16 protein-coding genes and 2 tRNA genes are annotated in these 22,541 nt (G+C 42.0%); 9 read left to right on the top strand and 9 right to left on the bottom strand.

All coding sequences use genetic code 11. The features are described from left to right. Together KAU88_01060 and topA are read left to right on the top strand one after the other, a co-directional pair. Positions 1–373 (top strand): DUF2110 family protein (locus KAU88_01060; protein MCK4477105.1); only part of this gene is annotated, 373 nt, incomplete at its 5' end. Positions 374–500: 127 nt separating this feature from the next. Continuing rightward, positions 501–2,612, top strand: a complete 2,112-nt coding sequence (gene topA / locus KAU88_01055) for a DNA topoisomerase I (protein ID MCK4477104.1) — start codon at positions 501–503, stop codon at positions 2,610–2,612. 173 nt (positions 2,613–2,785) lie between these two features. Here topA and rpiA read toward each other — a convergent pair whose 3' ends face one another. Beyond that, the gene (rpiA, locus tag KAU88_01050; protein MCK4477103.1) at positions 2,786–3,448 is read right to left on the bottom strand and encodes a ribose 5-phosphate isomerase A; all 663 of its coding nucleotides are present in this window, start codon (positions 3,446–3,448) and stop codon (positions 2,786–2,788) included. A gap of 29 nt (positions 3,449–3,477) precedes the next feature. Next, a complete protein-coding gene (locus KAU88_01045; GenBank protein ID MCK4477102.1) occupies positions 3,478–4,170 on the bottom strand; it encodes a hypothetical protein in 693 nt (230 codons plus the stop codon). Positions 4,171–4,351: 181 nt separating this feature from the next. Here KAU88_01045 and KAU88_01040 point away from each other — a divergent pair, with 181 nt between their 5' ends. Beyond that, the gene (locus tag KAU88_01040) at positions 4,352–5,251 is read left to right on the top strand and encodes a radical SAM protein (protein MCK4477101.1); all 900 of its coding nucleotides are present in this window, start codon (positions 4,352–4,354) and stop codon (positions 5,249–5,251) included. 54 nt (positions 5,252–5,305) lie between these two features. Here KAU88_01040 and KAU88_01035 read toward each other — a convergent pair whose 3' ends face one another. Further along, entirely contained in the window at positions 5,306–5,878 is a 573-nt protein-coding gene (locus KAU88_01035; GenBank protein MCK4477100.1) for a hypothetical protein, read from the bottom strand. A 65-nt stretch (positions 5,879–5,943) separates the two neighbouring features. Beyond that, a tRNA-Thr gene (locus KAU88_01030) sits at positions 5,944–6,017 on the bottom strand. 100 nt (positions 6,018–6,117) lie between these two features. Between KAU88_01030 and KAU88_01025 the strand changes: the two genes are divergently transcribed. From KAU88_01025 to KAU88_01015, 3 genes are all read left to right on the top strand, one after another. Next, positions 6,118–6,205: transfer RNA gene (locus KAU88_01025), tRNA-Leu, on the top strand. Continuing rightward, the gene (locus tag KAU88_01020) at positions 6,178–6,801 is read left to right on the top strand and encodes a hypothetical protein (protein MCK4477099.1); all 624 of its coding nucleotides are present in this window, start codon (positions 6,178–6,180) and stop codon (positions 6,799–6,801) included. The genes KAU88_01025 and KAU88_01020 overlap by 28 nt, the downstream gene beginning before the upstream one ends. After that, positions 6,753–7,028, top strand: a complete 276-nt coding sequence (locus tag KAU88_01015) for a site-specific integrase (protein ID MCK4477098.1) — start codon at positions 6,753–6,755, stop codon at positions 7,026–7,028. Before KAU88_01020 ends, KAU88_01015 begins: the two co-directional genes overlap by 49 nt. A 206-nt stretch (positions 7,029–7,234) precedes the next feature. Here the strand turns inward: KAU88_01015 and KAU88_01010 are convergent, their stop codons facing one another. Beyond that, positions 7,235–9,886: a hypothetical protein gene (locus tag KAU88_01010; protein ID MCK4477097.1), complete on the bottom strand. Its 2,652-nt coding sequence runs from the start codon at positions 9,884–9,886 to the stop codon at positions 7,235–7,237. Between the two features lie 107 nt (positions 9,887–9,993). Continuing rightward, positions 9,994–14,643, bottom strand: a complete 4,650-nt coding sequence (locus tag KAU88_01005; GenBank protein ID MCK4477096.1) for a PKD domain-containing protein — start codon at positions 14,641–14,643, stop codon at positions 9,994–9,996. Between the two features lie 952 nt (positions 14,644–15,595). Between KAU88_01005 and accC the strand changes: the two genes are divergently transcribed. Together accC and KAU88_00995 are read left to right on the top strand one after the other, a co-directional pair. After that, a complete protein-coding gene (accC, locus tag KAU88_01000) occupies positions 15,596–17,122 on the top strand; it encodes an acetyl-CoA carboxylase biotin carboxylase subunit (GenBank protein ID MCK4477095.1) in 1,527 nt (508 codons plus the stop codon). A 1-nt stretch (position 17,123) separates the two neighbouring features. Then, positions 17,124–17,681: a biotin/lipoyl-binding protein gene (locus KAU88_00995; protein ID MCK4477094.1), complete on the top strand. Its 558-nt coding sequence runs from the start codon at positions 17,124–17,126 to the stop codon at positions 17,679–17,681. A 24-nt stretch (positions 17,682–17,705) separates the two neighbouring features. Here KAU88_00995 and KAU88_00990 read toward each other — a convergent pair whose 3' ends face one another. After that, positions 17,706–19,688 (bottom strand): acetoacetate--CoA ligase, encoded by a 1,983-nt coding sequence (locus KAU88_00990; GenBank protein MCK4477093.1) that lies wholly within the window; start codon positions 19,686–19,688, stop codon positions 17,706–17,708. Positions 19,689–19,955: 267 nt separating this feature from the next. Here KAU88_00990 and KAU88_00985 point away from each other — a divergent pair, with 267 nt between their 5' ends. Beyond that, on the top strand, positions 19,956–20,522 hold the full coding sequence (locus KAU88_00985) for a hypothetical protein (GenBank protein MCK4477092.1): 567 nt from the start codon (positions 19,956–19,958) through the stop codon (positions 20,520–20,522). 62 nt (positions 20,523–20,584) lie between these two features. On the opposite strand, the gene KAU88_00980 is transcribed toward KAU88_00985, so the two are convergent. Together KAU88_00980 and KAU88_00975 are read right to left on the bottom strand one after the other, a co-directional pair. Next, complete coding sequence (locus KAU88_00980) at positions 20,585–21,400, bottom strand: hypothetical protein (protein ID MCK4477091.1); 816 nt, start codon at positions 21,398–21,400, stop codon at positions 20,585–20,587. Between the two features lie 523 nt (positions 21,401–21,923). Further along, the gene (locus KAU88_00975; protein MCK4477090.1) at positions 21,924–22,346 is read right to left on the bottom strand and encodes a hypothetical protein; all 423 of its coding nucleotides are present in this window, start codon (positions 22,344–22,346) and stop codon (positions 21,924–21,926) included. Positions 22,347–22,541: the final 195 nt, after the last annotated feature.

Here is a 22,541-nt window from a genome sequence, read left to right as displayed (position 1 = left end):
TGAGTTGTACGGGTTAGTGGATAAGCTTCCCTTAGAAATTCGGATAGTTAAGGTTGGTGCGGGCGAGTTCAAGGCGGAGTTGACAGAGAAACAATTGGAGCTTTACAGTCGCTGGATTGCCACACGGACTGATCGTTTGGTTGTTTTGGGAGCATTAGGTCACAAAGTAATAGAGGCAATTAGAAGGATGAGGCTTGAGCGTGATGTACTAGGGGTTGAGTCGTTGGGTATTTTGGAGCATGTTGTTGTCTGTAAACTTGGGACAGATGCTGTAGGACTTGTGCCAAAGCTTGGAAGATGGCTGTCAAAGGCAAGTTTTGTGCGTTTTTCTCCCCGGCAAGTTTTGAAGCTTATAGGTAAGGCACTGATGTGATTTTCGTGTATTGCAGTTTGTGTTGTTTTAAGCGCATGAAAAGAGCTGCCTATCAAATGAATTATCATTTATAGCTAACTTAGTCTTGACTGTGTGAGAGAAATCTTTGCAGTTTTGAGGGAGTCCTATGAAAGAGCATACCTTGATTGTCGCTGAAAAACCGGTCGCTGCTGAACGAATTGCTAAAGCTCTAGACAAGAATAACAAACCAAAGAAGTATAAAGAAAAAGGAGTTCCCTATTTCGTTGCTGAGAGAGATAGAAAGATTGTTGTCGTTCCTGCTCTCGGACATCTCTACACTGTTACCCAAAGAGAAGGTAAGAAATCTCTTTATCCGGTTTTCAGTTTCAAGTGGGCTCCCCGATATTTAGCTGAAAAAGGCGCTCAACGGACCAAAGTATGGATAGAAACCATTTCTAGACTTGCACTTGACGCTGACATGTTTATAGATGCTTGTGATTATGACATGGAAGGCAGCCTCATTGGCTATAGCATCCTTAACTATGCTTGTGGCAAGGCAGATGTTGCTGAAAGAATGAAATATTCCACGTTGACAAAGGTCGAGCTGGAACAAGCCTACGAGCACCGTTCACCGACGCTCGATTTCAGCCTTGTTGAAGCAGGGAAGGCAAGACATGAAATAGACTGGTTATATGGCATAAACCTCTCGAGAGCACTGACTTCGGCAGTAAAACGAGCGAGCGGTAGATATGCAACCCTAAGCACTGGCAGAGTGCAAGGTCCAACTTTGAGGTTTCTAGTTCTAAGAGAGAACTCTATCGCCCGTTTCGTCCCTACACCATATTGGACTATTAAAGCCCAGGTTGAAATACAAAGCAAATTTTTCGAGGTGGAATATGAAAAGAAGAAGATGGAAAACAAAACCGAGGCAGACGCCATTGTTGATGCTTGCAGGGGAAAGACAGGGGAAATTGCAAAAATCGAAAAAAAAGTGTTTAGGCAAAACCCTCCAGTTCCCTTTGACCTAGGCACATTGCAAAGCGAAGCTTACCGTCTTTTCGGATACAATCCGAGAAGAACGACAAGTCTAGCCGAACGTCTATATCTAGACGCGTTGATCTCCTATCCAAGAACAAGTAGCCAAAAATTGCCACCCACAATAAATTACAAGTCTATCCTTGCTGGACTGAGAAAAGAATCAGCTTATCGAAAACTAGCCTCAGAATTACTTGGCTGTGAAAAATTGGAGCCAAAAGAAGGAAAGAAAGAAGATCCTGCACATCCAGCTGTTTACCCAACAGGAAGCCTGCCAGAACGCAAACTAAATACTTCTGAACGTAAGCTTTGGGACCTGATTGTGAAACGCTTCATGGCAGTGTTCAGTGAATCCGCTACAAAACAGAGTATGAGGATTAAAATCGATGTTAATGGCTACCAGTTTTTGCTGTTTGGACGCAAAATTCTCAAGGAGGGATGGATACGCTTCTACAAACCATATGTTCGCTCTGATGAAGTTCAGCTTCCAGACGTCAAAGAAGGTGAAGAAGTTAGGGTAAACAAAGTAATCAGTGAAGACAAATTCACCAAACCACCACCTCGTTACAACCCTAGCAGCCTCCTCAAAAAGATGGAAAAAGAGGAAATTGGCACCAAAGCCACAAGAGCAAACATCATTCAAACACTCTACAACAGAAACTACATCACAGAAGAAAGCATCAGAGTAACAGAACTGGGTCATACCGTTACAGAAATTCTCCAAAAACACGCGCCCACAGTAGTTTCAATTAAACTGACACGTGAACTCGAAGAAAAAATACGACGTATCAAAAAGAATGAGGAGAAACGTGAAAACGTCCTTGCAGAAGCCATTAATCGTTTAAGACCAGTTTTGGAAGAACTAAAAAACCGAGAGGAAGCAATAGGTCAAGTCCTAAGCGACGCCGTTAGACAAGCGAGACTACAAGAGCGCATAATCAGCGACTGCCCCGCATGTAAAACAGGTAAACTCATAATTCTCCGCTCCCGCAAAACTGGCAAACGCTTCGTCGGATGCACCAACTATTTCAAAAGCAGCTGCAAAACTTCTTTTCCCCTCCCCCAACTTGGCACGGTTAAACCAACGAGAAGAACATGTAACGTCTGTGGTTGGCCAACCATAATGGTCTTTAGGAGAGGAAAAAGACCTTGGAGTTTATGCTTAAACCCTATCTGTCCGAAAAAGGAATGGAGGAAGAAACGTGTTGAACTGCAGAATATGCGGCGAGAAAGCAGCAAATAGAGATTATTGCGTGTTCACGAGAAGGTATATCGAAACTTATTGGAAAAGTTTGAACTGTGGAAAGATTATCTAGATAGTATCATCAACAATCCTTTTGCAGGAACAAAAGCGAGAGAGGCTGTAGAAGCCCTACCATCAAAGAAACAATAAAACCTTATAGCCATACAGCTATATTACTTTTCAAGCTTCTGAACAGCTTCTCTTCCACCAACATAAACAACGTCTGCCATCCCTACGAACAGACCGGTTTCAACTATTCCAGGGATAGCTTTCAACGTTCGGTTCAACTCTTTTGGGTTGTCAATTGACCCGAAATCTACATCAACGATGAAATTTCCGTTATCCGTCACCACGGGACCAAGTTTCTTTTCCGCCTCACGCAGAATAGGTTTGCTACCCAATATGCGCAATTTTTTTGTTATGGTGGACATAGCGAAAGGCAAAACCTCGACTGGAACAGGTTGATTAACGCCCAGTTTCCTTGTCAACTTTGTCTCGTCAACTATGATAACGTTCATTCTTGATGCAGACGCTACTATTTTTTCTCGAGTTAACGCCCCGCCTACGCCTTTAATCATATTAAGCTTTTCATCCACTTGGTCTGCACCATCTATTGCTATGTCGAGTTGGTGATGTTCGTCCAGTGTGGTTACGGGAATACTGTTTTGTACAGCTAGCAGGAAGGCTTGATAGGATGTAGGAACCCCATAAATGTGCAGTTTCTCTTCGTGTATTCTCTTACCAATTTCTTGAAAAGCGTAAGTAACCGTTGTCCCACTTCCTAAGCCCACAATAAACCCGTCTTCAACGTGTTTAACTGCGTTTATGGCCGCCATCTTTTTGGCGTTTTCTCGCCAATCCAAACTTAGGTCTCAACCTCCATCTGTTCAAGGCGATCTAAAACTTTTTCCACCTCTGCGCGGATTTTCTCTATTCTTTCCTCCGCTGCTGTCTTACGAGGTTTTTGAGGCTTTCGCGAAGTTTTTTTCTTTTTTGTCTTTCTTGCAGCTGCCTTTTCAAGCGGCTTCGCTTCAATTTGTACAGGTATAGGGGTGGGAATGATTGATTCCTCTGTTTCCAACCCAACTCGTGAACGTAAAGTTTCAATTTTGGCATTTAATTCGTCGAATCGTTCATCGAATAAGCTAATCAAATCTTCCTGCATTGCCTCTAATTCATGAAGCGCCACAACTGACTCGCTTTCTGCGATGGCTTCCTTGACGTTCATCATTCTCGATTTGTATCTCTTGGCCAGCCGTTCGCGCTCCTCTTCAGTTATTTTTCCTTCGGCGTGGGCTTCGTAAAGACGGCGTATAGCATCGCTTAAAATCTCTCTTTCCAAACTTAAGGTTCTCAGCTTTTCGTTGGCCTCTTTTGAGTCGCCCAAAGAGATGCTTCGTTGAACTCTATAGCGCCATCTTTCTGCAGCCTCTAGCTTTGGAGAAAGTTCCAAATTTTCTTCCTTTTTTCTAAGTTTCGTGGCGTAAAGGACGATGAGGACTGCGATTGGTGTTACGATTAAGGCTAGAATATATGGCAAGAGCTCTTCAAAGCTCACTACAGTCCCCTCATCATGTTGCTGTCACGTTATATATAGAGCTTATTCTTTCAAAGAACTTGTCTAATTTAATGTATAAACCCCTATAGCTTTTTCGTTAAAACAGTGAAAAACCCGCTGAGCACCTATGTTTTACCGTCACAAAAAAAGCTAAATGCTCCAAGCCTCCAAAAATAAAATTATGGCAATAACTGGGTTACATCTTCTTCAAACTTATCAATGCAATTTCGAGTGTGACCACTGCTTCGTTTACAGTTGTCCCGACGCAAAAGGTGTAATGAAGATTTCAGATATACGCGAGATTCTCAAAGAGGCAAAACAGGTTGGGAATATTAAGTGGATATATTTTGAGGGCGGTGAACCTTTCCTCTACTATCAAGCTATGCTTTGGGGTTTACGCACAGCAAAAGAATATGGTTTCAAAACTGGTATAGTCACAAACACTTACTGGGCTACGTCAGTTGAAGATGCAAAAGAATGGCTCACCCCAATTTCGGAGATTGGCATTTCCGATTTGTCCATAAGCGACGACGCCTATCATTACGGCGAAACCGAGGAGAACCTTGCTAAATACGCTTACGAAGCCGCCAAGGACCTTGGCTTACCGGTTGGCAAGATTATCATAGAAGACCCAAAGAAATACTTGAAGGAAATTGAGTGGAAAGGCAAGCCAGTTGTCGAAGGTAGAGTGTTGTTCAAAGGTCGAGCGGTTGAAAAACTTGTAGAAGGATTACCAAGAAAGCATTGGACAGAATTTAGCAAATGCCTAGACGAAGACTTTTCTAATCAAAGCCGAGTCCATATCGACCCCTTTGGCTATGTCCACGTCTGTCAAGGCATCACAATAGGAAATATGAAGCAAACCCCACTGCCGGAATTGTTCGCCAAATTTAATCCAGAAAAGCATCCCATATGTGCACCAATTCTAAAGGGAGGACCAACTGAACTTGTTAGAGAACACCAAGTTGAACATGAAGATGGCTACGTTGACGAATGCCACCTGTGCTATTCCACTCGTTTAAAGTTAAGAAAAAAATTCCCCGACATTCTCGCACCAGATCAGATATATGGAATTTTTTAGAAAGGGAAAAACGCAACTCTCTTCGCTTTATAACACCTTTTGTTGGCGCAGTACTTATTTTAAATCTGACATGCCCGTCTGACCTTCTGTCAACTTACGCAGGCAAACCTTACAAAACCCTTCTACTTGCAATCTAGGGAATCGCAAAAGCTCAGAATACATGAGGTCAATTGGCTCCATATGATGCCGTAGACCTTTGTTATGGCCTAACCCGTGAGCCACTACTTTTCTTGAAGACTCATTATCCACTTGGAAAAGAGACACAACTCCAACCTTTTCAGCCACATAATCGTGAACAAGATAAACTGTTTTCTTGAAGTTTTCTCCATCAAAAAAATAGTGCACAGCCACTATTGGATCTAGTGTTATTCCCAACAAAAGGCTCATCAATCTATCGGAGCTATTTATTTTCCCAATTCTCTCAATCAGCTTTTCAAAAAGGAAAGCCGCAAAAGATTCTCTATTTAATGCTATCTTAACATCGTACTCCAAACTGAGTTTTCCGAGATATTTAATGTCGTCCCATGTTTCCGACGGAAAATAGGTTCTTGCATCCTCAACAATCTTGACTAGGTCTATCTCGTTTTCAGGCTCTCCGTTGATTGTTAGAACGGTTATGGAGCGCATGATTAATACTCACGAACAGAGAAATATAGAGATAATTGCGGGTCCTTACATATTTCAGAAACGGAAGCCTCGGGCGGGATTTGAACCCGCGACCGCCGCCTTACCAAGGCGATGCCCTACCGAGCTAGGCCACCGAGGCATAATGGTCAAGACAATTACCTTTCAAGAGTTTTAAAGGATTTCGAAAAAATGAACGTTTACACTTATATGCAGTTTCAATCTTCTGAATGGATGTCTAAGCGGGGGTCTCCGAGCCTGGTCAAAGGAGCAAGGCTTAGGACCTTGTCGCGTAGGCGTTCGTGGGTTCAAATCCCACCCCCCGCACCATCACTGCACCCTACGCTCGACGCATATTCCAAGTTTTGTGGCAAATGAAGAAAGATGGCTATTCAGAAAATACGATAGAGCCTATTGGTAAGAGACTTAGGAACTTGGCGAAACATGTCAACTTAGACAATCCCGATGAAATTAAAGAGTTCATAGCGAAGGTTGATTGGTCGAACGGCTACAAAGAGAATGTGGTAAACGCTTACAATCACTATGCTGTTTTTTATGGTTTGTCTTGGAAGAGACCGAAGTATCAAAGAGCTTTCAGCCTTAAGAAGTTGCCTTTAGAGTCAGATATTGACTTGATTGACAGCTATACTAAAACGAGAAATCGAGTGGCCTTCAAACTGATTAAAGAATGCGGACTTGGACCTATCGAAGTTGAAGATCTAACTCTGAAACATATTGACTTACATCAAGGCTTAGGATATCCAGAGACAGCTAAAGGTGGAGAAGCAAGAGTCCTAAAGCTGAAAAGTGAAACCTTAGCCTTACTGAAGCAATTGGTTTCAACAAAGAATCTATCATTAAACGAGAAAATATTTCCTTGTTCCAAAACTCTTCAAAAAACTGGAACAGACTTGGAAACAAAGTAGCTGAGAGATTAGGCAAGCCAGAATTGAAACAGATTCGACTATACGACTTAAGGCACTTCTACAGCACAATGCTGTACCACAAAACTAAGGACACAGTTCACGTTCAAAGAAAAATGGGACACAGAAACATCAAAAACACGTTAAAGTATCCAAATCTACACACACCTAATCGACTTAAAGTCAGACGAGTACAAAGTTCAAATAGTGGAGATTGTGGAAAAAGCTAAGAACTCGGAGAGGCTGGATTTGAGCGTTATAACACTATTGGAGATAACGCATCTCCATAGGAAGTGAAAATAACATAGTGTATTCGAGAAGCATATCTTGTAGTCACAATTTCACTGTTGGCACATTTTCTCCGATGTCATTAGAATGTTAACATCCATACGCGTTTTCAGGTAGTAAATGTTTTTGCTTCAATCATTTTCAAAAATTACTGGGATCTAGATTGTTTTTTACCTTTTTTTCTTAAGATCAGAATCAGAGAAATTGAAGCTGCAACTGCTATTGTTACAATTAAAGCGATCCATTCTAGTGATCGAGGTGGTGGTTTAGCAGAATAACTGCCAATGAGGCCAAAGGTGCTGAAGTGATTGACAACCGCTTCAACGTAGTTCTTTGCACGATTGACATGGCTTGAAATTATGGGTACCCATTGGCTGCCATCCCAAATATGTATTTTAAGGGTTTTTTCGTCTATCCCAAGAACTGCCAGCTGTTCTTCCGAATAGTAAATCCGAATTCTAAACTGCCCTGCTGGATTTCCAGTTGCATTGATCTCGAAAGGCTTTCCAACACCGTTTGAACCATCTGGTGGTGGACCTGGCATAGGAACTATTCTAACTAGGAGCATGCATTCCTTAGATATGTCGTCTATTATTATAGTGGCGTTGATTACTGTTGTTGCATTTATGATTATAGGTTGTCCAGGGCTGGGTGGTCGAGGTATGTAATACACTAGTTCAACCCAAGTGATTGATAAGGGTCCAACAATGTCGTTTATGTTTGCTATAGCATATTGCGTGTCTAAAACGCCGGATGCCAGGAACGTTCTATTTCCAATAGTAGAAAAATCATATTCACATTCCCATCTATCGTTCATCGTAGACCAAGTCATAGCAGTGTTATTTATGAAGAGCAAACCTTTGCTTTCATCAAAAAGCTCACCATCATATTCGTATTTAGCTTTGAACCAAACTGTTTCAGTCTGTGTAATGTTAGTTACTGGACGAGAAACTCCACCCTCAAAGATTTTTATCATGTCCCATATGCAAAATACTGCGTTGGATGAGAAAACAGTTAGTCCATAAATTGGATCTGAAATTGATTTTACTTTATAGCCATATTTACACACAACATTTTTTGTTAAAGTGCCATTTAGACCAATCATTCCATTAAAAGTAATGTCATCATATTCATAGATGCTTGTCCATGTAATATTTGCAGTACTACCGAGGTCAATTCTATTATCGTTTACTGCTAAAATGATATCAACTTGATCCCAGATGCAATAGACTTCATTTGACGTAAAAGTTGTTATTCCGTATAATGGGTCTGTTATACTTTCGGTTACGAACCCGTATCTTCCCACGGTTGTCTTTATTGTGTTAGTATCGTTCAGGGTTACGGTGCCGCTAAAGATTGTTAGGTTATATTCGTATACGCCTGTCCAGACTAATGCAGCTTCAGATCCTAAGTCGATGTGGGAGTCACCTATAGACAAAGTGATAGAGACTCTGTCAAAAATTACATATATCGAATTAGATGTAAATGCTGTCAAATCATATTTCGGATCTTGGATGCTTTGAACCGTGAAGCCATATTTTCCAACGATATCCTTTAATGTAGTATCATTGAGTGTAATGCTTTCGTAGAAACTTGTCGAATCATATTCATATGTTCCTGTCCATCTTATTGAGGCATTGGTGCTCACATCTATTCTTGTGTTAAAGGTGTCGAGGATCACTTTAACTCGATCCCAAATGATCCATGGATTACTAACGGTTTGTTGGAATGTGACAATACCGTTGCATGAAACTCCAGTCACCGTCCAGACTCCTTTGACAACGGTGTCGAAGCTCACGTGAATTGTTATCCATCCGCTTTTGTTTGTACTATAGGCTGTTTCATTAACGTATATATTGCCGCCGATGACATCAGATCCATTTAACCATTTCGCGTGAAAACTAACCCATTGTGAACTGGTTATGTCAGTTCTATTATCACTGACTAGAGCTTGATCTATTATCACTCTCAACTCCATTGGTGGGATTATTTTCACTATGCCATCAGTGTAAATGTTGTTGGATAGGTCGATTTCGCCCTGCACCGAGGAGGCTAGGGCGCTTATTGTGTAATTGCCTTCAGCCACACCTGTAGTATTCCATGTAAAGGTGACGATTGTTGATGTTCCATTTGCTAAGGAAAATATTGTTTGGTTTCCGATGATAATCTCGTCTCCGATAACAATGGTGTTTTTGTCAGCGAAAAGGGCCACAGTGAAAGTTTCAGTTGTTATTCCTTCATTAGCAACATCGACATCTATTGTGATTGTATCCCCTTGAGTTACAACATCTGAGGATGGAGCAACGTTCGTGATAGCAACATCGGGCGCGCGCACTGTGAAAATTCTTGCTGCAGTTGCAGTTCCCAATCCTTCTTTATACGCTGTCGAATACACTGCATACTTTCCTGAAGGATTCGTTAGAGCGATGAGAAAGTCAAATCTTGAGAATCCGTCTTCGTCCGTGTTATTGCCCCATATAAACCAAGAAGTACCGTTGGGAAAGTCAACTTCTAAAGTGACTTGGGCGTTTGGGATCGGTGTTTGCTCATAGAGGAATTGTACAGTCGCAACTATCGTTTCTTGTCGAATATAAGTGTCTTTGTCCAAGGACAAAAGCAAAGAGAGAGAAGATAATGGTTGCATGTTTTCTTCTAGAATGCTTCTTAACTCGGAAGTAGACCCGTTTTTTGGAACTCTTTCATGTTGCGGAAATGATGTTGAGGCGAATATTATTTGGGGTGCCAAAAAGAAAGAGAGCGACATGAGGAGTATCAGTAGTGTGGTATCAAGCTTTCTCATTCAAGTTCCCTACTTCAATTTAATTTTCTGAGATAATTTCAAAGTTAAGTTTGAAAAAAGGGGGAGTTTATAGGAAGGTCAGTAATGTCCTTCATTGGCGGCCCTCTTTAGATGATCACTGTTTCTTGTTTCGTTACTAGTGTGAAGCCGTCTTGGCTTGGAAGTTGGGTTGCTAAGATGCTTAGCACGATATATTCTCCTGATGGAGCAGTTGAAGGGATGGCGATTGCAAGGGATATTATTATTGTTTCGTTCGGGTTTATGATTATGGTTTGGTAGACTGAACGAAGCATAAGTTTGGATGTTACGTGCTGTGCGGAGGCTATTAGTGTTATTTGTATTGGTGAGTCTCCGTAGTTTGTTATCGTAAGGTTCACTATTATTTGTTCTGTTGTGCCTGTTATTGTCATTTCAGTGAGGTCTACTGGATAGTCTTCATGGTATGCATACACTAATGTTTTCTCGGCGTAGACTGGGGGCATGGGTGTTCCGTCGGCTTTGGTGTAGGTGGTGGATGCTGTTAGAAGGTGTCTGCTTGGTGTTGGCGCTGTTAAGATGGCGACCAGTATTACTCCTTGTTCCGGGTCGATGATGCCGCTGAATGTATTGTTTGCTGAAATGATTGTGAGGCTGCTTGGGATGTCTAATGTTGTTGTAACGTTGTAGGCTGTTGCGTTTCCAGTGTTTTGCACGTGAAGAACTGTAATTATATCATAGCCAATGAGTGCAACATCCGGTCCTTCGAACCACATCTCTATGTTGGGTTCAAGGTGGCCTACGATAAATGTTGTTGTAGCCGTTCTTGGGTCTAGGCCAAGTTTGTAAGCTGAGGCGTATGCGGTGTATGTACCGTAGGATGCATTTTCTTCTATGAAAAAGACAAATGTTGCGGTACCGTTTGAGTCTGTTGTTTCCGTCCAGATGAAGTATAGCGTGTCATTGGGGTAGTTAACTTCGATTGTGACTGTGGCGTTTTCGATTGGTGTGTCGCCTATGACATAGGTTGTGGTTATTGTTGCGATTTCAAGGCGAGTATACATGGGTTTGTCTGTTTCGATTCTTAATGCTCCGCCAACGGGGATGTTGGTGTCAACAAGCAACAGAATACTATACTCGTTTGGGTAGTAGTCATTGCTAAACCGCATTCCAATCCATAGACCTGTGGCTTTGTCATACCACATCGTATAATTGTAAGTGTAGTATCCGGAATAATGGATCATCTCCACTATCCAGCAGTCGATGTAGGTCCCTGCTGCCTCGATTAGTTGGCTTCCTTTAACTGTGCCATTGGTGTCAAGTAGCCTTATCGTAGAGCCTGTTGTGATGTTTGTCTCAATCCATCCGAAGTAATATTGTTCGAGAGGATAGTATCCGCTGGTCATTTCGCGGGTCAAGGTGTTTACGAGCACCCATTGGGTTTGATTATAACCTGAACTGTCTTGTTGCACCATAGTGACGTTGATTGAGTAAGGCGTAACGTAGCGTTGGTATGTGAAGTTCCATTTCATCCAACTTGGCATCTGACCAGATTGGTTATATGTAGTCATTAGATAATTTGCGTACTGCCCTTCCTCTGGATGGATCATTGGCTCGGTAACTCTCACAAAGCTTGTCGCTTTGTTGTTGACTGTGTAAGTTTCCCCTGGGACTGGTACCGCATAGGCTGTAACGTTGTAAGTTCCTTCAATTGTAGGACTCCAAGGATAGAAAAGGGTGTAGGATGAATCAGTTATTAGGTTAAGAATCGTTACATTTGCAACAGTGTCACCATTGATCAGCATCTGTAGTTCTACATCAGTTTCATTCGACAACCCGCTGTTGTAAACGGTTGCCTCGAGAATTGTTGAATCGCCAGGTTGAAGATGTGAGAGTGCTCTCACCGAAACGGCAAGATCATGCGGGTATCTTACCCCAATCCAGTTGATCATATTGTCGGCGAGACGGAGGTTGTCTGCAAACCCAATATAGTAGTCGTTGATCGAGTGTTCGTCAGCGATCCCTATGACCTTTCCAGTGCCTACCTCTGAAACTGCAAGCATAACGTTTCCGTAGTAGTCTCGAATAAGGTCTATAGCTGGATAAGTAACATAAATCATACCGGGTGAATCAAAGTACGCCATGTTTACTCCGTCAGTTACTGCATGGAGCGTAATGTCACTGGTATATCCGCCATATCCACCTGAGATCCATGTAATGCCGGCGAAGCTTGTGAGATCTGTATAAACATATGGTGCATCATCGCCTATCACTAGGAGCCCCCCACCATTTTGCACGAAATCTTGTATCGCAGATAGCTCATCTGAGGAATAATAGTCGTGGGCTTGAGGGATAACAAATACGTCGTAACCTTCTAGTACATTAGAAGTAATGGAACCTAAAGTATGAGTTTCAACTACGTATCCTCCTTCGGTAAGGTTCGCCACCCAAATGCTGTAGCTATGAATACCATCTGTTCCGTGGGTTTGATCAACAAGAACATATCCAGCAACTTGCCGCACATTGACCATTTTTGTTGCGATGTTGTTTGCTGTGATGTTTTCGTTGGGGACCGGAGGTGTGTATGTTGTTACGTTATATGTTCCTTCCAAAGCTGGAGTCCAGACATAGTCAAGGGTTTGGTATGAGTTGCTCGTTAATTCAGCCAGTGTAATATTCGCTTGAACAGTGCCGTTAATTAATAGATAGAGTTCTACATTGGTTTCGTTGGATAGACCAAGATTATGAACGGTTGCATTTAGAATGGCTGTTTCACCTGGCAGAACATGGTTTGGTGCTGAAAGATAGACTAAAAGTTCATGTTCTAACCAGAAAGGCGTAAAGAGGATGCTGTTTATATAGTTTAGGTTTGTCGCGTCTTCGGCGAGGATTTCGCTGTAACCGTTTGATATACCTATAGTTGCCGATATGTCACCGCTGTTATATTCGTAATTGAATTGTATTACGCCGTTGCTGAAGAGTAGCGCCTCGAAGTTTGCGATTTCATAGCTACTATAATGTCTAACGTACCATCTGATTCCTATGCATGTCGAATTTTGCCAAATATAAATGTCGTAGGAACCATCCGTTACCCAATCGTCCCACGCTGGAGCAATTGCAACTTTGCCTGCCAGTGCTTCGATGCTGTTTCCTAAGCTGGTATCGTATGTGAATGATATCAGCCCGTTGCTGGAAATGTAGAGTGTACTGTAATAGGTACCGTAGAATGGGAAGCTGAAGGGCAAAGCATAAGACCAGCAACTGTCATCTGCATGCCAACCCATCGCCGAGCCGCCGCCAACCCATTCATGTGGGATATATGTTCGAATGTATGCCATAGGTCCGCTGACACTGATTGACGCGGATGCAAATCCGCTATACCCTTCATCATCGATTACCTGTAGTGTTACATCGTATGAGCTAGGTGTAGTGTAAGAATGATATGTGATGGGGTCTGTTGTATTTTGTATGGTTCCATCTCCAAAGTCCCATACGTAGAGGATGATGTAACCGTCAGAATCGTAACTGTCTGATGCATCGAAAGTTACAGCTTCGTTTACTACAGGGCTTAGCGGGTAATACTCAAAATTCGCCACCGGCAATCCAGCTACGCCATAGCTGAACTGGCCGTCTCTCACCCAGTGTGGGATTGCAAGCTTATTGATTGTGCCACTTACCAGCATGGCTGGATCAGCAGCAAGGTCAACTGAAGTTAGATTTAGGGTACATTTCCCACGTCTCGTCACGTTGAAGGTCATTGTGAACACAGTCGCGTTCGCATCCTGACAATTGAATCCTGGTACTTCTCCTAGGGATGATTTAGCCAGCCAGTAAGTTCCCGCGCTCGGATCAACATAATCCATAACATGTTGTATTGGTTCGTGAAGAACCCCATCAGGATAAGTTTCAACTGGAATCTTTACAGCGTGATCTACATGCTCTAGAATCGTTGGATCCCAGCTCAACTGGATGTCTAAGGCGTAAAGGTTGCCAAGAGTATAAACATACAGTGAGTCAGGCGGAGGCAATGGCTGTCCCGGTTCCCATTCGTCATAGCACGCGTAGATGGTATCTGTCAGATTGAAAATCTTCACACTGATAGTGAAAGTTTCTCCAGGGGACGCAGAAATGTTTTGGGGATCAACATAGACGACGGGCATGTCTGTTGGAAGCATCTGCACATCTGTATTGAAGTAGCCGTTTTGAATGGAATGAGTTATCGTTTGGCCATATTTGTTTGCTAAGTCACAGCTGGTTATTTCTAGTAAACAACTACCAGACCCTATTACGTGAAAGGTCATTTCGAACGCTATGCCCGTACCGTTGAAGGATGGCCCTCCAAGGGTGGCGAAGGCCGCCCAGTATGTTCCTGCAGTGGCGTCAACATCGTCCATGAGTGGAAGAATCGGCTGGCAGAGTACGCCATCTGGGTAGGTCTCTACCGGGACTTTTGCCACGTGACTCACATACTCTAGGAGCGATGGATCCCAGCTAAACTGTATATCAAAGCCGGAGAGGTCAGATACATTTGAAATAATTACGTCGATTGTGAAATTTTGGTTCAAGTTAGCCGTAATATAGTCTGGCGTAACGTTGACAAATGTAGAGTTGCTGCTTATGGCGCGGAAATTTGGGAATGCATCTCGCACACTATCTTGAAAAGTTGGATGAGAATTTGAGTTTGGCTCATTAAAACCATTCGTTTGCTCTGCAGTTTCATTAGCTTTAATACTTGGACTATGAGTAACGTTGATGATTGGTGAAAGCAATGTAATTGTCAATAGAATGGATATCACTAGTACTGAAATTGCATTGTATTTCGTGATTTTTAGATACATATTTGCGATATATGTATCTAGTTAACATATAACATTTATGTAACCTACTTCTAGAGCAAAATAATCATATGCGCACCAACATTGGTACGTTGATTTTTCCTGTATGATCTCCCTAGGATTTTGAAATTCACCGTTAGAAGGAACAACTTTTTTTGCAAGTTGTATCTCACTTTTTGCAACTTAAATTTTAGAAATCGTTTTTTGAAATCGATAGTTCGACTTTTCTGTTTCAGGTTGTGAAAACCGTTTTTCGACGTTGAGAACACAATTTTTCACTAATACCTCAAGCTTATTTATCTAAAGCTTATTTCAGGAAAAAAATTTTCCGGGGTTTTCATGCTTTTTTTCCAGAAATGCCTATGTTTTTACAACGTTTTTTTCCAATGGTGTTGACGGTTTTGTTACATTTTTTTTACAAAAGACCACTGCTTTCCATACATTCTCACTGTGCGCTCGCAAAAAAAAGGGATAGACGAGCCGAACTCAGTTGTTAGAAGAGCTGTACAGAAAAAAGAGGTTGTGCAGGGGATATCTCTACTGTGGGGATGGTTCAAATCCCCCCGCACTTTTTAACAAACTCCTAGCATGTATGTATATGGAGCGCTTTCGAAACGATCTGATTGTTTCTCCAACACGGTTATTAACCAAGGAAGTTGGCTTAATTCGATTTGCTTCTCGCGTTCAGATGACTCTCGATCAAGCCTTTGCGGTTGCGAGATCAATTCAATAACGTTTCAAAACAGCTTTTAACACTCAACCCAGTCCTTTGCCGAAAGTTGCGTTGCCCACAATTCATCGAAAATAACTATTCTGTCAAACTTTTCCATGAGAATTACGCATGCAATGGCATAACATATTTTATGCACACACGCAAAGAAGAGAAGGAGAAACAGGAATGTTCAAAAAGATCTTAATCGCCAATCGATCCGAGATTGCACTGCGCATAATTAGAGCAGGCAAAGAACTCAGCATCAGAACCGTAGGAGTATATTCTGAAGCTGACAAGGAATCGCTTCATGTAAAACTTGCCGACGAACCCCACTTCATTGGATCCGCACAACCAGCCCAAAGCTATTTAAACATCGAAAAAATCATGCAGACCGCCAAAAAATCCGCGTCCGAAGCTATTCATCCTGGATACGGCTTCTTGGCTCAGATACCCAGATTCGCTGAAGCTTGCGAAAGAAACAACATAGAATTCATCGGACCAACCAGCGAAGTTCTGGAGAAAATGGGCAACAAAGTTGTGGCACGCAAGACAATGGAAAAAGCTGGATTGCAAGTCATCCCAGGAACTATGGACACAGTTAAAAGCGTAAGCGAGGCAGAAGAAGCCGCTGAAAAACTCGGTTACCCAATAATCATAAAGGCGGTTTATGGCGGAGGAGGACGAGGCATGCGCGTTGTTAATCACAAACGTGACGTCGACAAAGCCTTTGAACTAGCACTGTTAGAGGCAAAGGCTTCCTTTGGAAGCTCCCATGTCTACATTGAAAAGCGGTTGGCGAATCCAAGTCACATTGAATTTCAGATAATCGCCGACAAAAAGGGCAACGTTGTACATATCGGCGAACGAGAATGCTCCATCCAGAGGAAGTACCAAAAACTCATAGAGGAAACACCATCTCCCATGATGACCGACAAACTGCGAAAAACCATGGGAGAAGCAGCTACACAGGCAGCGAAAGCTGTAAACTACACCAACGCTGGAACCGTTGAGTTTCTAGTTGATAAAGAAGACAAATTCTACTTTTTGGAAATGAACACGCGCTTGCAAGTTGAACACCTTATAACCGAGATGGTTTCAGGGATTGACATAGTTAAGGAACAGATTCGAATAGCCGCTGGAGAACCGCTGCAATACAAACAAGAAGATATCACAATCAGTGGACATGCTATAAACTGCAGAATCAACGCAGAAGACCCGAATAAAGATTTCTCGCCCTGCCCTGGCACTATAACAAGATATCGTGTACCTGGAGGACCTGGAGTCAGAGTGGATAGCGCCCTGTACGCTGGCTACACCATACCCGTGTTCTACGATTCATTAGTAGCCAAACTGGCTGTTTGGGACAGAAGTCGCAAAGAAGCCATACAACGCATGAGAAACGCTCTCGCAGAATATCAAATCGAAGGTATTGAAACTACTATCCCACTGCATAAAAAAATCATGGATGATAAACATTTTATTGAAGGTCAAATCCACACTGGTTTCATGAAAGACAGAATAGGAAGTTTCATATTAGAAAGAGAGGTAGAAAGTGAAGATGTTGCAGCTTTAGTTGTGGCCCTAAACTTCTCAATGCATAAAAGCAAATCTGTGCGCGCTGTTATCCCTAACAGAAAAATCGCTACGAAGTCGCAATGGAGGGTTTTTGGAAAAAGATATTGTGAATTTGAAGCCTTTAGGTGGAGCGTCTAAATTGACCGAATACAATCTTTTTATCGACAAAAAACCATGCAAGGTCAAATTGCCAGATTTAGGAAAGGAAACCACCTTTGAAGTGGAGATTGACGGCAAGTCAATCTGGGTGGAACTTTCAGAGGACATCTGTTACGGTAAACCTTTTTTCATAAATGTTGGTGGAAAGCCGTACAGAGTGGAATTAAATAGTGATGGCGTAGGTACGTCTATTACTGTTAAGGTTGATGGCGTCTCTTACTCAGCGCAGATGAAAAACAAGAGCCAAGTTATTTCGCAAGCATTTAGACTCAATTTGCCTGCAGTTGAAAAGAAAATTGTTGAAACTCAGACCTTGGATAAGAGGGTTATATCCGCCTGCATGCCTGGAAAGGTTGTTCTACTCAGAGTTAAGACAGGAGACCGAGTGTATGTGGGAGACGTTTTGCTTGTTTTGGAGTCTATGAAAATGGAAAATGAAATTGTTTCGCAAGTGAGCGGAATTGTTAAAGAGGTTAAGGTTTCTGAAGGCGCAGCTGTAACCCTAGGGGAAATCTTGGTCACAATTAGTGAATCCTAATTGTGTTTTATAGTTCAGTTCTTTTTAACCATCTAATGTTGCACTATTCTTTTTGAAGCTCAGAAAGAATTTTTCATAGAAATCTAGCGTTTCCGGATTAACTAACGCGTCTCTATTGGTGACTGGCCTACCATTTGCTATATTTGAGACAGCACTCTCAACTTTCTTCATGTTGAAAGTGTACGGAATATCGGGTGCTCTAACAATTATGGCTGGAACATGTCTAGGAGACGCCTCTTCGCGCAAGGCTCTTCTTACCTCATTTTTCAGATCCTCTGTCAATTGAGAGGTTCTCAACGCGAGTTTAACAAAGAGGATAATGCGTTGATCTCCTTTCCAATCTTGCCCTATAACTAGGCTGTCAGCAATTCCGCTGAATCTTTCCACAACATTATATATTTCAGATGGCCCTATGCGCACTCCAGATGGTTTTAAGGTGAAATCAGAGCGACCTAAGAAAGTTATTCCACCGGTATCGCTATGGATCAGAATCCAATCACCATGTCGCCAAACATTTGGATAAACATTGAAGTAGGCATCTCTATACTTGTCGTAATTGACGTCGTTCCAGAAAAAAAGTGGCATTGATGGAGCGGGAGCTTTACAAACAAGTTCTGCTTGTTGATCAACTACGTGATTACCATTTTCATCATATGCTTTCACGTTCATTCCTAAAGCTGGACCCTGTAGTTCACCAGCATATACAGGCTGGATTGGAGTCCCAGCAGCAAAACAACCATTAATATCTGTGCCTCCCGCAATAGAATTAAAGTGCAAGTCTTCTTTGATCTCATGGTAAACATATTCAAATCCCTCAGCTGAAAGAGGTGAACCAGTTTGAGACATCTCTCGTAATGATGACAAATCAAAAGTCTCAGCTGGTCTAACGTCCATGTTTTTGAGGTAATTGATATAACTCGCACTGCAACCAAATATGGTTATTCTTTCATCTTGAACTAATCGCCACATAGTGCGCCAATCTGGGTAGATGGGATTGCCATCGTATAACACTATGGTGGCTCCTACAGCCAAAGAGCTTAGTAACCAATTCCACATCATCCAACTGGGGGTTGTTATGTAGAATATCTTATCATTGTGTCTTAGATCAGTATGAAGTATTAGTTCTTTTAGATGGTTGATAAGAACGCCGCCGGCTCCTTGAACCATACACTTTGGCTTACCTGTTGTGCCCGAGGAAAACATAATATATGCAGGGTGATCAAAAGGCAGCTGTTCAAATTGAATCTCTCGTTGGTCACCTTGAGATATAAATTCATTGAAAAGCACAGAGTTGGAAATAGAACTAATATCAGGTTTTTCTTCAGTATAAGGAATTACAACGGTTTTCTTTAGTGAGGATATTCCTTTTGTGACTTCCGCAGCATTCAACAAAACGCTGAACTTCTTCCCCTTGTAGTAGTATCCATCAGTAGTGAACAAAACTTTGGGCTCGATTTGGCCAAAACGGTCAAGGACTGCTTTTGGACCCAGTTCAGTACCACAAGAAGACCAGATAGCACCTATACTTGTAACCGCAAGCATCGCGATGGCGGTTTCCATGAGGTTAGACATATACGCAGCCACGCGGTCCCCAATGGCAACACCTATTTCGCGTAGTGATTTTGCCAAACATGCTACAGAATCGTATAGTTCTGCATAGGTCATTCTGGTTGATTTCTTGGTTTCCCCTTTGAATACGAAAGCTATATGATTATCTCTATATCTTAGAAGATTCTCGGCAAAATTTAATTTCGCGCCGACAAACCACCTTGCGCCAAGGAACTTGTTCAAGTCATCCACTACTCGCTCATATCTTCGAGAAGCCTTCATCTCCCCAAAATCCCACATGGCTGCCCAGAAATCAAATACACTTTCTATCGACCATCTATACAATTGATCATAGGAATCGATTTTAAGACTGTGTTTTTTATTGACAAAACTGATAAACCGTGTTATGTTAGCCTCTTTCATGCGTGCGTTGGAAGGGGTCCAAAGTGGTGCTCTCATCTTTTTTGCTAACCTCTCTGCATGAAGTTTTCACGAGAAACTATGTTACTACTAAAATAAGGTTTGCGATATTAGTGCTATGAACTATAATTGTTCCCACACGGGCGGATAATCATGTTGTGCCTTGATTTCGAGCGCAGCGCCTACTAAGCATTATCTCAAGCACGCTTAGTAGTGACTGTATCCTGTATTCCTCTTCTACAGTGATTGTTGTGCATTTTAGGGAAAGCAAAAAAAGCAAGAACCCCCAGTTATATCTTGAGAACTATGACACAACGTGGACGACCACGAAAACATAGGTGGTTTGCCTTTAAGGATCTGGAAAATGGATTTTCACCTGAAGCTCAATACTTAAAGTGGGCTAGTGCAAATAACACTGCTCTTCAAACAGTCGCCGCAACTGGCTGTCCAAAGTGTCATGGATATAATTTTGAGCTGCGCCACGACAAGAAATACGAGATTATCCGTCTCCATTGTTTTGAGTGTCGCCACGAAACTTCTTATAGAATCAACGTACCCAAGCCCGGCAGCTTCGAAGTCGTCCCTGTCTTTAAGAATGGTATTCAAGTTGGTGAGAAGATTGTGGATTCCTATCACCCTGCAACAAGGCGACAGAGAAGTGACGCTCTTGTGTTGAAGGTTTCTCGCGGTGTTGAGAGTGGTAGAATCAGCTTGGGCGGCGAATGGTACGTCGATGGGACGGTTGGCGGTGTATATTACCAAAAAAGGTATTATTTCAACTTTGGAGAAGCAATACTAGTGTGCAATTGGAATAGGATGCAGGTGGAACATGAGAAACGCCTGCGTGGACTTGAAAAAGAAGGTGTCGTTTGATTTTCTGTAATATTATTGAGGAGAGCAGAATTTTTGTGGCTATAATTATAGCAATGTTTCTGTCAGATGAAACCAGAGTTCCTCAGAGCGTCTAGAACCAAAAAAGTTTCAGTCTCCCGCTCTTTTCTACCCCAACTTCCATCTTGATTCTGTCTCCTAACAACTAACGGAAACGCTTTCTTAAGCTGCTTCTTTGCTAAAGCATAGCGCGTTCTGGACAAAGCATGAAATGTATGATAGAAAGGAAAACCTTTCCAAGCCCCCATTTTTGTCTGTCGCTTCACTAGATATTTCACGCCACTCTCAACTTGTTGGGAGTCAATGCTTAACGGATGTTCGATTAACATGCGCAACACGTTAATTGTGCACCACGAACCACACCAGTTAGGTCTCCAGAACTGAAGATATGATTTCACGGTGGTTTGGACTTGATTATTATTGTCAAAACCAAACATATGAAACAAGTGAACCGCATAGGTCGTTTGATAAAAAATCGTGCAGCCTGGCCCAAATTCTCCATAAAATGTTGAACGCATCACACGTGCATCTTTTCTGTTGCTTGAGAGGAAAAAACCTTGATAGCCTTTATATTGATATTTCTGAATTGAAAAAAGCCACTCCAACCCTTTTTTGACGCTTATATCTTTTGCACCGTAGCCTAGGAGAGCAAGATTCCAAAGATTGTTGGCTGTGTGAACAAATATTTGGTCCCAACTTCCATCTGCTGACTGCTCAGTAACAATTTTTTCATACAGTTGTCTCTTTAGGACAATGTCAGTTCTAGTTTCCTTCTCAAATACGACTCTTCTAAGGTAAATGCCGATAGGTGACTCGAGATTTTCAACATAATTCAGCGGGTTAACCTTCAACTCATTCAATATGTTTCCCACAAGAAATCACAATTTTAGAAATCACTTTGACCTTTTTAATGTTTTCTAGACTCGAAAAAGGGCGGTAGTTGTTCTATTGTTGCTTCATAAGTGGTATATGACAATTGTTTTCTTTTTCTCTTTATCAGTAAAACTACAAGGACGACAACAACAGAAAGAAATGCAGTATCTATAATCAACGTTTTTAGAATTAGATTTTTCACAAGTTTATTATAGCTTCGACATGTTCACGAGTTTTCTCAACAGTTCTTTTTTCTGATCCCCCCCCAAGTATCCACGTTATGCTGCAAGAACAAATCGGCGTCTTTCAGAGTTCATGCTACTCCATCAAACTTAGCACAAAAGAAAAGTGAATAACCTGATAGTCTAAACAGGAAGGGCTTCTGTTCTACTTCTCCGTCTTTTAAAATGGATATGTGCGCATATATTTCTAAGTAAAGATCGTTGGTTCAAAATCAGTGCGTGTGAAAAACTGAAATAAAAAGAAAGAAAAAGGGGGGTTTACGCGTATTCAGTCTTTTGCCATAGCTAAGACAGCTTTAATTGCAATTATGACTGCGGCTGGAGCTGCGAAAGCTGCGATATAGGTTGTGATTGCTGTAGCAATGTAATAGAACACTTGCAATACTTCGATTTTTAGCAGCGGAGCCCAGACTCCTCCAGTAGCAGCGACCATCAGGGCAATTGTTGCTATAAGGAATGGAGTGACCTCTTTCATAGTAATGCTTGTCAGACCGATGATGATTCCTAAGATTAGCATGATTAGGATGACATAGCCGTTGGTATCCGCGACTCCAGTTTCATCAAAGCCAGTTTCATCGACGCCAACGTCTGCATGTGCACTAAAGGCCATGAAGCCGACTGCTAGACCCGCTATAATTGCTATGACGAGGAAGGCGATGTACGCATATCTTGCTATCTCGTCCGTTTCCATTTTAAACCCACAAAACTTTAGTTATCATTGCCAACTCATTATAAATCTTACGCATAAAACTAATGTGCATAGCCGGTTTTTGAGTTTTTGAAAGAGTGATGCACGTGATTCAGCGAACTTTGCTAATCGCTCAAGGATGTGAATGGTAACGTAGCAAAGCTTTTTTCCAAATGTTGTTAACATAGTTTGAGAAGA

It is taken from the genome of Candidatus Bathyarchaeota archaeon, assembly GCA_023131225.1.
GTDB lineage: Archaea > Thermoproteota > Bathyarchaeia > Bathyarchaeales > SOJC01 > JAGLZW01.
Note: the sequence above shows the minus strand (reverse complement) of the source record. Positions and strands in the feature narration are given on the sequence as shown.